This window comes from Pseudoalteromonas sp. SR44-8, from assembly GCF_014163635.1.
Taxonomy (GTDB): Bacteria; Pseudomonadota; Gammaproteobacteria; order Enterobacterales; family Alteromonadaceae; genus Pseudoalteromonas; species Pseudoalteromonas rhizosphaerae.
The window spans coordinates 1-15,357 of the sequence record NZ_JACJDS010000015.1; the positions used below are offsets into that span (position 1 = coordinate 1).

Consider the following 15,357-nt stretch of genomic DNA (forward strand, 5'->3'; position numbering starts at 1 on the left):
TCAATGCGACTCATCACACGAGCGATTGTGTCATGGCGAGGGATACCTTGCTCAAGAGGAACGTACTTCCTGAGCCAATCTAATCTATCATGGCCAAAATCTTCAATATCTTCCCAGCCTTGGCAGCGCTGACAGCGCTGACAGCTAAGAATATGATATCAAAAAGTTTATGGACAACTTTACCCTGCTGGCGAGGGTCGGCAATTGATTCGAAATATTTAAATAGTTGAATATCAGGCATGGGGGCTCCTTAAAAAGGAGTATAAGATCATACTTTTAAGTCAAGGTAAAGTTCGTGATCTTGCCCTGGTAATCGACCTTTAATCTGAATATAAAAGGCAAGATTAAATAAATGTTTACTCCCTCTCCTTTCTTCCTGATATTTACTCATAACATAGAATAAAACAGCGCTTATAGGTTCATTTTCACGAGTGAATTTTAGTCAATTTATGCTATTTAGGTTTATTATTATTGAATTATTTTATAATAGCGTTACTTTATTCAAGACAACGAACACTATTCAATCAAAAAACAATTGATGAAACTAAAAGATCATTAATCTAAACATTAGGTTAGAAATAAAATGACAACACACACAAAAATCTTAATTGCAGATGATCACCCGCTGTTTCGACAAGCACTATTACTTATGCTGGAATCAAGCTTTAATAATGCTTGCCTACTTGAAGCCGAAACAATTCCCGAATTAGAGCACAAATTAGCAAACACCACAGATGTTGATCTGATCTTACTCGATCTTGATATTCCGGGTGCACAGGGTTTTAATACGCTGAGTAATATACGTGAGCTGTATCCTGAAATAGGGGTGATTGTAGTATCAGGTTTTGAAGAGCCTGATACCATACGCAAAGCGATGAGCCTGGGTGCAGCAGGCTTTATACCTAAATCAACTCCCGTCCCTGAGATGATAAAAGCAATAGAAGATGTGCTACAAGGCAAACTATGGACACCCACCGATGATCACAATAAAAATACGCCAGAGCAACAGCAAGCAGAAAAGTTAGCAACATTAACGCCCCAACAGCATAAAATATTACACATGTTTGCCGATGGTTTGTTAAATAAACAAATCGCCTACGAACTTAGCTTGTCTGAATCTACAATCAAAAGCCATGCCAGCACAATATACTTAAAACTTGGGGTAAAAAGTCGTACTCAAGCCGTGATTTTATTAAACGAGCAGCAACTGGCACAAGCATCACTTTCACCTTTTCATCGCCATTAACTATTATAATTTTTTTCTAGCTGTTTAGTTAATAAAGCACTCATCAACGCCCGTAATGCGACGGGCTTGATGATTTTCCGCAAATAGCCAATATCGGCTTGCTTTGCCTGTACTTGCACTAACTCATCAGTTGTTGCGGTAATTAAAATCGCAGGTAATGGATACTGGCTGATTGCTCGAATACGCTTGATTAATTCAATGCCATTACAGCCATCAAGATGCTCCGAGTGAGGCTTTTGCCCCTGTCGCTCAGAGTAGTCTACTGTTACAATATGCAAAGGGTTAGCGGGGAACATTGGTTCAGCACTAAGTTGATAATCAACTAAGAGAATATCAATTTCATCTTCATGTGTTTTATAAAGTGCAGACGCCTCGGCTGCGGTTGTCGCGGTAAATACACGACATTTCCAGGCTGTTAAAAGCTCGGTCATACCTGCAATAACATCTTTTTCGTTATCAATACATAGCACCCCAACTCCTTGCAAAGTCATATTCTTAGGGGCAAGTGTCGGCTTTGTTTGCTGTACACGGTTTACAATCGGTACTTCAACGCTAAACAAGCAGCCATGCTCAGGCTCTGATACCAAGCCAACCTTATGCTCAAGAATATTAGCCAGGCTTTGTGCAATATTTAAACCCAACCCCAAGCCTTTAGGGCCAATCAATTGCGTCGATAATTGTGTAAATTGTTCAAATACTTCTTGCTGCTTATCTTCGGGGATGCCAGGTCCGTTATCAATCACTTGAATACTTAAGTAATTGCCCTTACGACGACAACCCAGCAATACTTTACCTTTATTTGCATAGCGAAATGCATTACTTAAAAAGTTTTGCACAATCCGCGTTAGCAAAGTTAGATCTGTGCGGATAAATAATTGACTTGAGTGACAGCGAAAATCAATTTGATAATCTTTACTCAAGGCAGAAAACTCCGAATGCAACATACTAAATACCCGCTCCAGTGCAATGTCATTGAAAACAGGGATGATATTGCCACTTTCAATCCGCGCAATTTCATTTAAATCAAGTAATAGGTTATTTGCTATCTCTAACGAATTATCAATTTTCTTAATTTGCTCACGCTCTTGTATTGACACTCTAGGGCTCAAACAAACCGCAGAAGAAAACAACCTAGCAGCCGACAATGGTTGCAAAAGATCATGACTACAGGCTCTTAAATATTGACTCTTTTTCAAATGAGCCTGCTCTGCTTTTAACCTTGCATCAGCGAGTTCTCGATTGGCTTTTTCAAGCTCTAAGTTTGCTAGTTCTAATTCTGTCGTGCGCGCAAGAACACGACTTTCAAGATCGGTATTTTCTTCTTTTAAATAATTTTCTGCTCGGCGAAACTCCGTAATATCTGAGAAAATCATCACAAATCCTCCACCAGGTATTGGGTTCCCTTCAATTAACAGCACCTTACCATTGGCTAACTTTCGCTCTGATTTATGCTTACTACCGGCTTTTAAGTACTCAAGACGTTTATTAACCTGCCCCTCAATATTATGTATATAGCGATTTTGATTGCTAAGGTTGAAGCGGATCAACTGGCTAATTGGGCAACCAATATAGATTAAATTTTTAGGGTAATTAAAAATATCTAGATACTGCTTATTCCATGCTACTAAATTCAAATTAGCATCTATCACAGAGATCCCTTCACTGGTATTTTCAATCGCTCCTTGCAATACTGAACGACTAAATTCAAGTTGTTGAGTAGAGTTATCCTCAACAATTTTAGCAACTTGATCAAATGCGATATCACGACCAGCCAAAGCAAAAGAAATCACCAATTTGGCTGATGCCGAGCCCATTACACTCGCTAATGTCTGCTCTGCATGCAGTAATAAAGCCTCATTATAGGTTTTATGCTTTTTAATTTTATTTGATTGATTAAATTCAGCAAAGCACTCGGCTGCTTTGTCTTGACCAATAAAGCGAGCAATTAACAGCTCGAGTTCCTGACGATCTATTTTTGGTTGTTTAGGCAGATGTGAATCTTGTTTATTATCGGTTTCATAGAAATATTTACTCTGCATTTCTTCGCGAATATTTTGCCGAGTAAGCTGTGAAACAATAAACAGCACAATAAGGTTAATAGCCAAGCCAAACAAGGTAGCCACCGTTGTAGCAGGCCAATTTGTATTGCTTAACGGGTGTGCATAAAACCCAAGCTGTGGTAATAAATTAAACAGTGCCCAAATAGAGAAACCACAAAACATGCCCCAAAAAACGCCCTTTTGAGTCGCTCTTCGCCAAAAAAAAGCAGCAACCAATGCAGGCCCTATTTGCGCAATCGCGCCAAACGCAACCTCACCAAGTGATGCCAGCGTATCAGGTGGAGAAACTAATAACATACAATAACTAAGCGCAATAACTACAACGACTAAGATTTTACGGATCAATAATAATCGGGATTGAAAGTGTAAAAAGTCATGGTGCTTACGAGGCGCTAATTTAAAAATTAACGGAAAAACAATTTCGTTACTGAGCATAGTACTCAATGCAATGGTCGATACAATCACCATTGAACTTGCCGCAGAAACCGCCCCTAAAAACGCAAATAACGACAGCCACTGTTGGCCGTTGTAGGCGGGCAAAAATAAAACATAAGCATCAGGGTCTAAAGACTGGCCATAATTTAATGTGCCAGCAAGGCCTATGGGACCTGCAAAAAAAGCGAATACCAAAATATAAAGAGGTAATAACCAGCGCGCTAAATTACTGGTTTTTTGTTCTTTAATCTCAACAAACATAACTTGAAATTGCCTTGGTAAACATAAAAAAGCCGACATAACGATGATCAATAAACCCACCATACCTACTAGGTTATAGCTTTCAAACTGCTGCGATAAGGACACGTAATCTTGTGACTTTTGCCAAATATCAGCGGGGGAATCATAAATAACAAATGATACAAATAAGCCAACAAGTAAAAAAGCGATCAGTTTAACTAACGATTCAAAGGCAATCGCTATCATGACGCCGGGATGACGCTCTGTTACATCGATAGTTCGAATGCCAAAGATAATGGTGAATCCAGCTAAAATCAGGCTAACGATTAAACCTAATTGCCAAATCGGAAAATCTTGGCTTTGCTGTAAAATTTTATAAGAGTAAACAATCGCTTTAAGCTGCAAAGCAATATAAGGCAAGGTGCCAATCATGGCCACTAACGTTACCAACAAGGCTAAGCTTTGTGATTTACCAAACCGAGCCGAAAGTAAATCAGCAATGGAAGTACTTTTGAGTTTGAGGCAGGTTTTTATGATCCGCTGAATAAAAGGCCAAGCAAATATAAATAATAAAATAGGGGCTAAATAAACCGAAATATAAGAAAAAGAGCTATTTGCCGCCTGCGCTGAAGTACCTAGAAACCCCCAAGACGTACAGTAAACCCCTAATGATAAGGCATAAATAATAGCATGCTGTTTGGCAACTAGCTTATGTCGATACTTGCCCCCAAGGTGGGCAATTAGAAATAACAAACTAATGTAACCAATACTTACACTAACCAACAACCAATTAGAAAACATCGCGCTCTTCTTTGTATCAAATTGTATTTATTATTATTTTCAATGCTTACTTTGCCCGTAAAACACAGCATATAACATTGGACTAAAGGACTAAGCGCAAGGTACTAGCCCTTATTTACAATTGTTGATTTTTTCGACTCACCTAGTATGAATCACACATAATAACAAAGGAATTTGGTCGATGTTCAACACACAATATAAAAAATTACTGCTTACATCTGCTTTTCTTACTGCCAGTGCATCCGCACTGGCAGGCTACGAGATCAACATAACTGAAAACGATAAATTAACCTTCGGTGGCTACATTAAAATTGATGCACGATACGTTGACGGTGACATTGCCTATCGTGATTACTGGATTGGTGATGGCATTGCTTTAGAAGAAGACGCATCCCAGTTTCGTATCTTTGCTAACGAAACCCGTTTCAATACTAAATACCAACACGGCGAGATAACAGGCTTCATCGAAATGGATTTTTGGGGCGGCGGCGGTAATGAAATTGTCTCTAACTCAGCTAACCCGCGCATCCGACATGCTTTTATAAACTACAAAGATCTCACTGTTGGCCAAACTTGGTCAACCTTTATGAATACTAGCGCAATTCCTGAAACTGCCGATTTTGCTGGCGCAACAACAGGTCTAGTATTTATTCGTCAAGGACAAGTACGTTATAACATGGGCAACTTCCAAGTATCCATTGAAAATCCTGAGAGCTGGGGGGGCGATACCGCAAACGATAATATTCCTGATTTAATCGCACGCTATAACATCAAAGGTGATTGGGGCAATGTCTCTATTTCTGGCTTAGCACGGCAATTACATACCTTATCAGGTAACACTGAAAGCGCCTTTGGCGCATCTGTTGCGGCACGAATTAAAACAACAGGAAAAGATGACTTACGCCTACAAATTCATAAAGGTGATTTAGGCCGCTATGTAGGGGCTGCGGCTGTTAAAGATCTCTATGGTGAAGAAGTTGAAGATATTACCTCTGTATTAGTTGCCTATCGTCATTTTTGGAATGATTCACTGCGTTCAAGCGTGCTGTACGGCAAAGTTGATGGAGATGTATCCAATCGTGAGCGTACGCAATGGGGTATAAACCTCTTTCAAAACTTAACTAAAGAACTCGAAGTGGGTATTGAAGTCGGTAACTTTTCAATTGATGAGTTAGATAAAGATTCAAATTACCTACAAGCCACAATGAGATACATCCTCTAGCTGACAGAACACTTTCTAATGTTTGTTGTGTGTAATAACGACCCCAACCGTTAATACATTTTAAAGAGGGTTCACCCCCTCTTATTTTTCAACGCATTCGTTATTCATTTTTATTCTCAGTTAAATTTAGGAGTATGAGTATGACAACATCGATACTCAATATAGAGCAAATATCGCTAGCCTTTGGTGGTGTTAAAGCCTTAACAGATGTTAGTTTTTCGGTGACTAAAGGCTCTGTATTTTCAATTATTGGCCCAAATGGGGCTGGTAAAACATCAATGCTCAATTGCATTTCTGGCCGCTATCAACCTAACAGTGGAAAAATCACCTTTGCAGATCAAGATGTTACCCACTTAAAACCCAATGACCGCGCAGACTTAGGTATGGGCCGTACTTTTCAAAACTTAGCCTTATTTGGCCATATGTCAGTGCTCGATAATATTATGGTTGGTCGCCATCACTTATTAAAAAACAATTGGTTAACAGGGCCGTTATATTGGGCTTCTGGGGCGCAAAAAGAAGAACTCGCTCACCGTAGAAAAGTAGAAGAAGTGATCGACTTCCTTGAGATCTCTCATATCAGAAAATCCATCGCTGGCACCTTGTCTTACGGGCTTCGTAAACGCGTTGAATTAGCTCGTGCAATGGCTCTAAACCCAAAACTGATTTTACTTGACGAACCAATGGCTGGAATGAATCTGGAAGAAAAAGAAGACATGGCCAGATACATCCTCGATTTAAATGAAGAATTCGGTATTACGGTCGTTATGATTGAACATGATATGGGAGTTGTAATGGATATTTCTCATGAAGTTATGGTGCTGGATTTTGGTAAAAAATTAATTTCTGGTTTACCACACGAAGTCATGGCTGACCCCTATGTTAAACGTGCCTACCTTGGTCTTGAAGACGACGCAGAGCCAGCCACCTTAGAGGAGGTAAGTTAATGACTAGCCAAATCAATCAAGATTTTGAGATGGGTGAACTGAATACCTTCCCCAAAATTCTACAACACAATGCCACGCATTGGCCTGATATGGTGGCGATGCGAGAAAAAGAGTTTGGTATTTGGAACGAGTTCAGCTGGGCCGAATATAACAATAAAGTAAAGTGGTTGTCGCTCGCGTTGAGTAACAAAGGCGTGAATACAGATGATACCATTGCCTTACTTGGTGATAACCGCCCAGAATGGATATGGGGCGAAATTGCTGCTCACGCTTTACGTTGCCATTCATTAGGTATTTATCAAGATTCAATGCATGACGAAGTAATCTATTTACTCGCTAGCAGTGGCGCAACCGTTGTGATTGCTGAAAACGAAGAGCAATGCGATAAATTACTTGATTTAGGTGATGGCATAGAGCAAGTAAAATTCATTGTTTATTGCGACCCAAGAGGTATGCGCAAATACAACGACTCACGACTTATAGATATCAATACCCTATACACACTGGGCCAAGAACTCGAACAAGCATACCCTGATCGTTATCAAGCCATGATAGATGCCTCAGCCCCTGACGACATTGCTATTTACTGCACCACTTCAGGTACCACATCAAAACCCAAAATTGCCCTACTCAATGGTGGCAATTTTATTAAGCACTGTAGTTCATATTTACGTGCTGACCCGCGTCAAGCTGGCGACAACTATGTATCTGTATTGCCCTTACCTTGGATCATGGAGCAAGTCTATGCAATTGGCCAAGCACTGATCGCCCGTCAAATTGTAAATTTTGTTGAAGAACAAGAAACACTCATGGCTGACCTACGAGAAATTGGCCCCAGCTTTGTACTATTAGCACCACGGGTATGGGAAGGCATTTTAGCAGACGTACAAACCCGTATGATGGATTCAACACCTTTTAAAAGAAAGCTATTTAATTTTGCCATGAAGCTGGCTGAGCAAAGCCAAGTAACAGGCAAAAAATCATGGCTAGCTGAAATTCTACTGCTAAAAGCACTTCGTGATCGACTCGGTTTTTCATTCTTAAAATCGGCTGCCACCGGCGGAGCTGCGATGGGGCCTGACACCTTTAAGTTTTTCCAAACCATTGGTGTGCCTTTACGCCAACTCTACGGCCAAACAGAAATGTGCGGAGCTTACACCATCCATCATGAAGCCGATGTTGACTACGACAGTGTTGGCGTCGCGTTTGATAATGCACAAATTAAAGTCATTAATCCCGATAAAGCCGGTATTGGCGAAGTTATTGCTAAAACAGTCGGAATGTTTAGTGGCTACCTTAATAATCAACAAGCCTATGATGAAGACGTGATTGACGGCTGGATGCAAACAGGTGATGCCGGTTACTTTAAACCGTCTGGCCATTTAGTGGTGATTGATCGGATCAAAGATCTCGCTTGCACCAGCGACGGCGCACAATATTCTCCTCAATATATAGAAAACAAACTTAAGTTTTCTTCATTTATTGGCGAAGCCGTTATTTTAGGTAAAGCAAGGCCTTATCTATCAGCCATCATTTGTATTCGTTTTAGTATTGTTGCGAAATGGGCTGAGCAACAAGGGCTGTCGTTTACCAACTACACCAACTTATCAACCCTGCCTGAAGTGTACGAAAAAATTGGCGAAGAAATAATGCGCGTCAATGAGTCACTTCCTGAATCACAAAAAATCCATAAATTTTTATTACTTTACAAAGAACTTGATGCCGATGATGGCGAATTAACACGAACCCGTAAAGTTCGCCGTAGTGTTATTGCGGATAAATATGGCGACATTATTTCATCCATTTATGATAACAAGGAAAATGTTGATATTGATACCATGGTGGTATTTCAAGATGGTACTAAAACCCGTATTCAAACCCAGCTTAAAGTCACTTCGCTGATCGAAACAGCCTGCACGGCTGCTGATAACACTATCAACATAACACGGAGAGTCTCATGAATTTTGAATTGCTAATTCAACTAATCGTCAATGGTTTAATTGTCGGCTTACTCTATGGCGTCGTTGGGATGTGCTTTGTATTAGTGTACAAATCAACGCAAATTGTAAACTTTGCCCAAGGTGAGTTTTTATTAGTGGGTGCCTGGGTATGCTGGGCAGTACTGATTTATTTAGAGCTGCCTTTTGTAGTGGGCTTTTTACTGACAATGGCCTTTATGGCAATCTTTGGTGTGCTGCTGCAAATGATTGTTTTACGCCCGATGATAGGTGAACCTATTATCTCAGTGATCATGATCACCATTGGCTTATCAATCTTTTTTCAAGCCTTGATGAAATGGATTTTTGGTGTTTCAGCGCAAAGTTACCCGCAAGTATTTACCACTAATAGCATCCAAATATTTGGCTTGAACATTGAAGCCGCTTACTTAATGAGCACCGTAATCGCCTTAATAATTATGGTTGCCTTCTATCTATTCTTTAAACATTCAAAATACGGTTTAGCAATGCGAGCCACAGCCTTTGATCAACAGATTGCACAAAGCTTAGGTATTTCGGTAAAACAAGTTTTTGCTATGAGCTGGGGTATTGCTGCTACGGTTTCAGCCACAGCTGGAATTGTTATTGGCATGGTAAACGGGGTTTCAAATTCACTGTCATTAATTGGTATCAAAGTTTTCCCTGCAGTTATTCTTGGCGGTTTAGATTCTATCATCGGCGCTATTGTCGGTGGTTTGATCATTGGTGTATTAGAGAATGTCGCTGAGTTTTTCGACAGCCAATATCTGCATGTTGGCAATATGTATGACATCGCACCATTTTACGTGTTGCTCGTCATCCTTTGGTTCAAACCATACGGTTTGTTCGGCACAAAAGATATTGAACGTATTTAAACAAGCCGATTTAGGTGCATCAATAGCGCCTAACAAGTGCAGATAAAGGTAAATTTTAGGAGTTTATTATGTCCAGTTTAACCATGAGACCCTGCGGCGATTTCCGCACCAGTTATAAACAAGATAATACAATTTTTGAAACAACAACCATCAAAAATGTGGCAATTTTCGCAATTGCCCTATTATGTGCAGCGCCATACTTAGTCGATGCATATTACCTAACCCTATTTATTCAAATTTCATATTTAGGGATAGCCGCACTAGGGCTCAATATTTTGGTCGGTTACACCGGACAAATTTCATTAGGTCATGGCGCATTTTTTGGCTTTGGTGCTTTTGCATCAGCATGGCTCAATATCTCCTTTGGTATTCCTGTATTGCTGTGTATTCCACTGGCTGGTTTTTTAACAATGGCTGTAGGCATGATGTTTGGTTTACCGGCCTCAAGAATTAAAGGCTTGTACTTAGCTATAGCCACACTGGCTGCGCAGTTTATTTTAGAAGACTTCTTTGCCCGTGCTGACTGGTTTTCTGGTGGTTCTGCCGGCTCATCTGCCGACCCAATTAGTATATTTGGCTTTGTTTTTAATAGCGATGAAAGCTTCTTTTATATCGCCTTAGCAGCCTTAGTTATTATGTATATTTGGGGCTGTAATCTGATGCGCAGTCGTGATGGTCGCGCCTTTGTTGCAGTACGTGACCATTATCTATCAGCTGAGATCATGGGCATCAAGCTCAATAAATATCGCTTACTCTCTTTTGGTATATCGTCTTTTTATGCCGGTATTGGCGGTGCCTTATATGCCCATTACTTAGGCTATGTTTCTGCCGAAGGCTTCACCTTATTTATGTCGATTCAATTTTTAGCCATGATCATCATCGGCGGCTTGGGTTCAATTAAAGGCACCTTAATGGGTGTGGTATTTATGGTGTTTTTACCTGAAGTGCTCGAAAGCGGCGTTGGTTTAATGAAGATGACCGACTGGGGCAATATTCCTATGGTGGTTGATGGCCTGGCCTATATCAAAGAAATGGCCATTGGCTTAGTGATTATCTTATTCCTTATTTTTGAGCCGCAAGGCATGGCACACCGCTGGGCACAAATTAAAAACTATTGGAAGTTTTACCCGTTCTCGTACTAATCAATAGACACTAACTTAAGCATATACAACACACATGAGCATCATTAATGCGTAAATAATTGGCAATCTAGCCATAAAAAGAAAAAGGAAATAGTTATGCACAATCATAAGGCAAAATTAACGTCTCTATTAATAGTAAGCGCGCTGTGCACCAGCCAACAAACATTCGCTGAAGACTCAGTCTTTGTTGGTCATCTAGCTGATATGAGTGGCCCGACAGCTTTTGTTGGTAAAAATTACGCTGACGGCGTGCGTGATTCCCTAGCTTACATTAACGAAAATGGTGGCATCAATGGCACTAAACTCGAATATGAAACAATTGATTACGCTTACAAAGTGCCGCAAGCGATTGCCGCTTATAAAAAGTGGCATTCGCGTAAAAACATGGTTGCCATGCAAGGCTGGGGCACCGCTGATACCGAAGCACTGATCTCATTTGTAGCCAAAGATAAACTACCAGTATTTTCAGCGTCTTACTCTGGCCACTTAACGGATCCTATGGGTAAAAACCCACATACAAAGAAACCAGCTCCTTATAACTTTTTTTACGGCGCATCCTATTCAGATGCGTGCCGCGGTTTAGTCCAGTGGGCAGCTGAGGACTGGCAAAAAAAGGGGGGCAAAGGCAAACCTAAGTTTACTCATATTGGTGCAAATCACCCCTTCCCTAATGCACCGAAAGAAGCCTGTGCAGAGTACGCCACCGAATTAGGCTTTGATGTACAACCTGCGGTTGTTATTTCGATGAAACCAGGTGATTTTAAAGCGCAATGTTTAAGCTTAAAAAGCTCAGGCTCAAATTACGGATATATAGGCAATCTAGGTGGTTCAGTATTGTCTTTAGTTAAATCATGTAACACCGTTGGTACCGATATTCAGTTTATGTCGAATATATGGGGGGGCGATAAAAAAATATTCCAAGCTGCGGGCGAAGGCATTAAAGATTATGTATTTCCAGCTATGACGCCGTTTTGGACTGATCAAGTACCTGGCATGAAACTCGTTAGGGAGATTTCAAAACAATCAGACCCTTCAGGCCAAGAAGAGCGTGTTCATCATTACATTCGTGGCGTGTGCTCAACATTCTTTATGAAAGAGGCTATGGAATGGGCAAAAGATAACGGCGGAATAACCGGTGAAAATATTAAAAAAGCCATGTATGCCCGTAAAGATTGGGTACCAGCAGGACTTGAAGGCGTATGCCTTGCGGGCAACTGGAGTGAACAAGATCACCGTGGCACTAACCAAGTTTACATTTACAAAGGCAACTATAACGAAGGCAATGTCGTCGTTGAAGAGTTATCACTGGTAACCATTGAGCGCCGTGATGCGTGGTTAGGTTTTTAATAGCTCGTTAAACATAGCAGCGGATGAAGCATCTCGTTATTTTCATCCGCTGATAAATTATTAATTTTTCACGGAGTTAGCTATGTCACAAGCAGCTATGAAAATACAACCTGCATCACCAATTCTAAGCGTTAACAATATTGAAGTTGTTTACGATGAAGTCATCCAAGTTTTACGTGGTGTTAGTTTAGATGTGCCAGAGGGTGAAATAGTCACCCTACTTGGGCCAAATGGCGCAGGAAAATCAACCACCTTAAAAGCCATTTCTGGCTTATTAAAAACTGAAAATGGCGAAGTCACTAAAGGCGACATTACCTTTATGGGCGAACGAATAGACAATAAAAATGCCGAAGATGTGGTGCGCAGTGGATTGTTTCAGGTTATGGAAGGGCGTCGTATCATCGAAGATATGACCTCTCTAGAAAACTTAAAACTCGGCGCCTTTACCCGCAAAGACGCACAAATAAATCAAGACATTGAAATGGTGTACCACTATTTCCCTCGCTTAAAAGAACGCAAAGGGTTAGCTGGATATTTATCAGGTGGCGAACAACAAATGCTGGCAATTGGCCGTGCATTAATGGCACGTCCAAAGATGATTTGCCTCGATGAGCCATCGATGGGGTTATCGCCATTATTGGTTAAAGAAGTGTTCGGAATCATAAAAAAGATTAACCAAGATCAAGGTATTACTATGCTGTTGGTAGAACAAAATGCCAACTATGCACTGAGAGCGGCTAATTATGGTTATATCATTGAATCAGGGAAAGTTGTATTAGATGGCACACAAGAGCAGCTTTTAAACAACGAAGATGTAAAAGAGTTTTACCTCGGTGGAGGTAACGAAGAACGTAAAAGCTTTAAAGATCTTAAGTCATATAAACGTCGCAAACGCTGGTTGTAATCAACCTATCTATCTCTCTACTTTTTCTATGTTACTGGAGCTATTATGAGCCATTTTTATCATGCCAATGAACATCAACACTCTGAAACCAGAGAACAAAATTTATTGTCCCGTTTAGCTGACTTTATTACCTATGCAAAAAATAACAGCCCCTATTATCAGGCTATATTAGCGAACATTGATGCCACGAATATCACTACTCGCTCACAACTAGCGACTTTGCCGATCACCAGAAAATCTGACCTTTTAGACATACAAAAGCAACAGCCTCCGCTTGGCGGTCTCGCATCTAAAAGTGGCCATATAAATCGAATTTTTCAATCACCGGGGCCTATTTATGACCCTGAAAATTGCCAGCAAGATTGGTGGCGAATGGGCCAAGCCTTTTATGCTGCGGGGTTTAGAGCAGGTGAGTTAGTACAAAATTGTTTGTCATACCATTTGACTCCTGGCGGTTTTATTCTTGATTCAGGGGCGCGTGCGTGTGGCTGTGTGGTTATACCCGCAGGCCCAGGGCAAACAGATCAACAACTTGACGTAATAGAAGATTTACACCCGCAAGGTTATTGTGGCACTCCCTCTTTTTTAAAAATATTACTGGATAAAGCGCAGGCAACTAAACGTGACGTTAGCAGCCTCAAAAAAGCACTGGTGACTGGAGAAGCATTATCTCATGAACTGCGCGAGTTATTTAAACAACAAGGTATCAACACCTTACAGGCTTACGCAAGTGCCGATGTAGGCTTAATTGGCTATGAAACCATTGCTGACGATGGGTTAATTATCGCTGAAGATTTAATTGTCGAAATTGTGCGCCCAGGCAGCCTCACTCCAGTCGCAGATGGTGAGATTGGTGAAGTGGTTATTACAAGTTTCAATACTGATTATCCGTTAATCCGTTTTGCAACCGGTGACTTATCGGCTATCAAGCCAGGGCAAAGTGCGTGTGGTCGGACTAACATGCGCATTCAAGGTTGGTTAGGTAGAGCCGATCAAACCACGAAAATAAAAGGTATGTTTGTTCATCCTCAACAAATAGAGCGAATTAGGCTCAGTGTTAAGGGGATAAAGAAAATGCGCTTAGTGGTCAAGCTACAAGATCATCAAGACAAAATGCAGCTATTGTGTGAATACGATCAAGACCAATCAGAGCTAACTAAACTGGAACTCACCGGCGTATTGCTAGATAACTTAAAACAATACACAAAATTAAATGGCAGTGTTGAGTTGGTCGAGCTATGCAGCTTAGCTGATGATGGCAAAGTGATTGATGATCAACGAGTCATCGGATAACCCAATTAGAACTAGGAGTTTTAATGAACAATATAGCCTTTCAAGATTATTACCCCGATGAGCTCAGCCATTGTTATGGCTGTGGCAAAAACAATGAGCAGGGTCACCAATTAAAAAGTTATTGGTATCAGGATGAGCAAAATCAAGGCAATATCGATAAAACTATCGCCCACTTTACGCCGCAACCTTGCCATACAGCAATCCCTGGCTTTGTTTATGGTGGGCTGCTTGCGTCCCTGATTGACTGCCATGGTACAGGCAGTGCCGCTGCTATAGCTTATCGATATGCAGAGCGAGAGATGGGGACTCAACCTGCATTTCGTTTTGTTACAGGGGCTTTAAATGTTAACTTTTTAGCGCCGACTCCAATGGGGGTAGAGCTGCTGCTAATAGGTAGCTTCATTGAAGTAAAACCCAACAAAGTGATTGTCGACATCACGCTATCAGCGAACAACGTGATCTGTGTTAAAGGCAGCGTAATTGCTGTGAAAATGCCAGCGAGCTTTATCAGTTAGCATTCAAAGTTAAGAGCGAACTGCCGTGTTCGCTCTTCAATTCAAAACTTAGCGCTTACCTAGCTTTTTCAGCAGTACACTGACTGATAGCGACAAAGCCATAATCACCACACCATAAATAACTAACATACCTGACGGTGTAGCAAGTTCTATTATTTGCTCGTTTGCGCCCACGCATAAGTTTGTTTTATGATTAATAGCCCCACCACTATCTAAACAGCGGTCAACCAATAAAAACCCATGTAACCACCATACGGCGAACAAGCTCACTAAAACGCCAGCTAAAGATGGCAGTAAATTATTTTTCATAGATAAAAACCAAACGAGAAAGTAAATGTTAGTGCTCTACAATAG

12 protein-coding genes and 1 pseudogene are annotated in these 15,357 nt (G+C 40.8%); 10 read left to right on the top strand and 3 right to left on the bottom strand.

Annotated features, from left to right (window positions below):
• Positions 1–241 (bottom strand): annotated as a pseudogene (locus tag H5183_RS09190) (transposase family protein); the annotation flags it as partial.
• Between the two features lie 342 nt (positions 242–583).
• Between H5183_RS09190 and H5183_RS09195 the strand changes: the two are divergent.
• Positions 584–1,246 carry a response regulator transcription factor gene (locus H5183_RS09195; protein ID WP_145235355.1) on the top strand — a complete coding sequence of 221 codons (663 nt, stop codon included), beginning with the start codon at positions 584–586 and terminating at the stop codon, positions 1,244–1,246.
• On the opposite strand, the gene H5183_RS09200 is transcribed toward H5183_RS09195, so the two are convergent.
• A complete protein-coding gene (locus tag H5183_RS09200) occupies positions 1,243–4,782 on the bottom strand; it encodes a PAS-domain containing protein (RefSeq protein ID WP_182731510.1) in 3,540 nt (1,179 codons plus the stop codon). The genes H5183_RS09195 and H5183_RS09200 overlap by 4 nt on opposite strands.
• Positions 4,783–4,963: 181 nt before the next feature.
• Here H5183_RS09200 and H5183_RS09205 point away from each other — a divergent pair, with 181 nt between their 5' ends.
• The 9 genes from H5183_RS09205 (at position 4,964) to H5183_RS09245 (ending at position 15,003) form a co-directional block, all read left to right on the top strand.
• A complete protein-coding gene (locus H5183_RS09205) occupies positions 4,964–6,004 on the top strand; it encodes a DcaP family trimeric outer membrane transporter (RefSeq protein ID WP_182731511.1) in 1,041 nt (346 codons plus the stop codon).
• Positions 6,005–6,144: 140 nt separating this feature from the next.
• Positions 6,145–6,951 carry an ABC transporter ATP-binding protein gene (locus tag H5183_RS09210; RefSeq protein ID WP_182717177.1) on the top strand — a complete coding sequence of 269 codons (807 nt, stop codon included), beginning with the start codon at positions 6,145–6,147 and terminating at the stop codon, positions 6,949–6,951.
• The gene (locus tag H5183_RS09215) at positions 6,951–8,912 is read left to right on the top strand and encodes a long-chain fatty acid--CoA ligase (protein ID WP_182731512.1); all 1,962 of its coding nucleotides are present in this window, start codon (positions 6,951–6,953) and stop codon (positions 8,910–8,912) included. The genes H5183_RS09210 and H5183_RS09215 overlap by 1 nt, the downstream gene beginning before the upstream one ends.
• Positions 8,909–9,802, top strand: a complete 894-nt coding sequence (locus H5183_RS09220; protein WP_145235342.1) for a branched-chain amino acid ABC transporter permease — start codon at positions 8,909–8,911, stop codon at positions 9,800–9,802. The genes H5183_RS09215 and H5183_RS09220 overlap by 4 nt, the downstream gene beginning before the upstream one ends.
• Before the next feature lie 68 nt (positions 9,803–9,870).
• Positions 9,871–10,944, top strand: a complete 1,074-nt coding sequence (locus tag H5183_RS09225) for a branched-chain amino acid ABC transporter permease (RefSeq protein ID WP_149982122.1) — start codon at positions 9,871–9,873, stop codon at positions 10,942–10,944.
• Between the two features lie 96 nt (positions 10,945–11,040).
• A complete protein-coding gene (locus tag H5183_RS09230) occupies positions 11,041–12,291 on the top strand; it encodes an ABC transporter substrate-binding protein (protein WP_145235338.1) in 1,251 nt (416 codons plus the stop codon).
• An 82-nt stretch (positions 12,292–12,373) separates the two neighbouring features.
• Positions 12,374–13,195, top strand: coding sequence for an ABC transporter ATP-binding protein (locus tag H5183_RS09235; protein ID WP_182731513.1), 822 nt, complete (start codon positions 12,374–12,376; stop codon positions 13,193–13,195).
• 45 nt (positions 13,196–13,240) lie between these two features.
• Positions 13,241–14,488, top strand: coding sequence for a phenylacetate--CoA ligase family protein (locus H5183_RS09240; protein ID WP_182731514.1), 1,248 nt, complete (start codon positions 13,241–13,243; stop codon positions 14,486–14,488).
• 23 nt (positions 14,489–14,511) lie between these two features.
• Positions 14,512–15,003 (top strand): PaaI family thioesterase, encoded by a 492-nt coding sequence (locus H5183_RS09245; RefSeq protein ID WP_182731515.1) that lies wholly within the window; start codon positions 14,512–14,514, stop codon positions 15,001–15,003.
• A gap of 48 nt (positions 15,004–15,051) precedes the next feature.
• Here H5183_RS09245 and H5183_RS09250 read toward each other — a convergent pair whose 3' ends face one another.
• Positions 15,052–15,312: a hypothetical protein gene (locus H5183_RS09250; RefSeq protein ID WP_145235329.1), complete on the bottom strand. Its 261-nt coding sequence runs from the start codon at positions 15,310–15,312 to the stop codon at positions 15,052–15,054.
• Between the last annotated feature and the right edge of the window lie 45 nt (positions 15,313–15,357).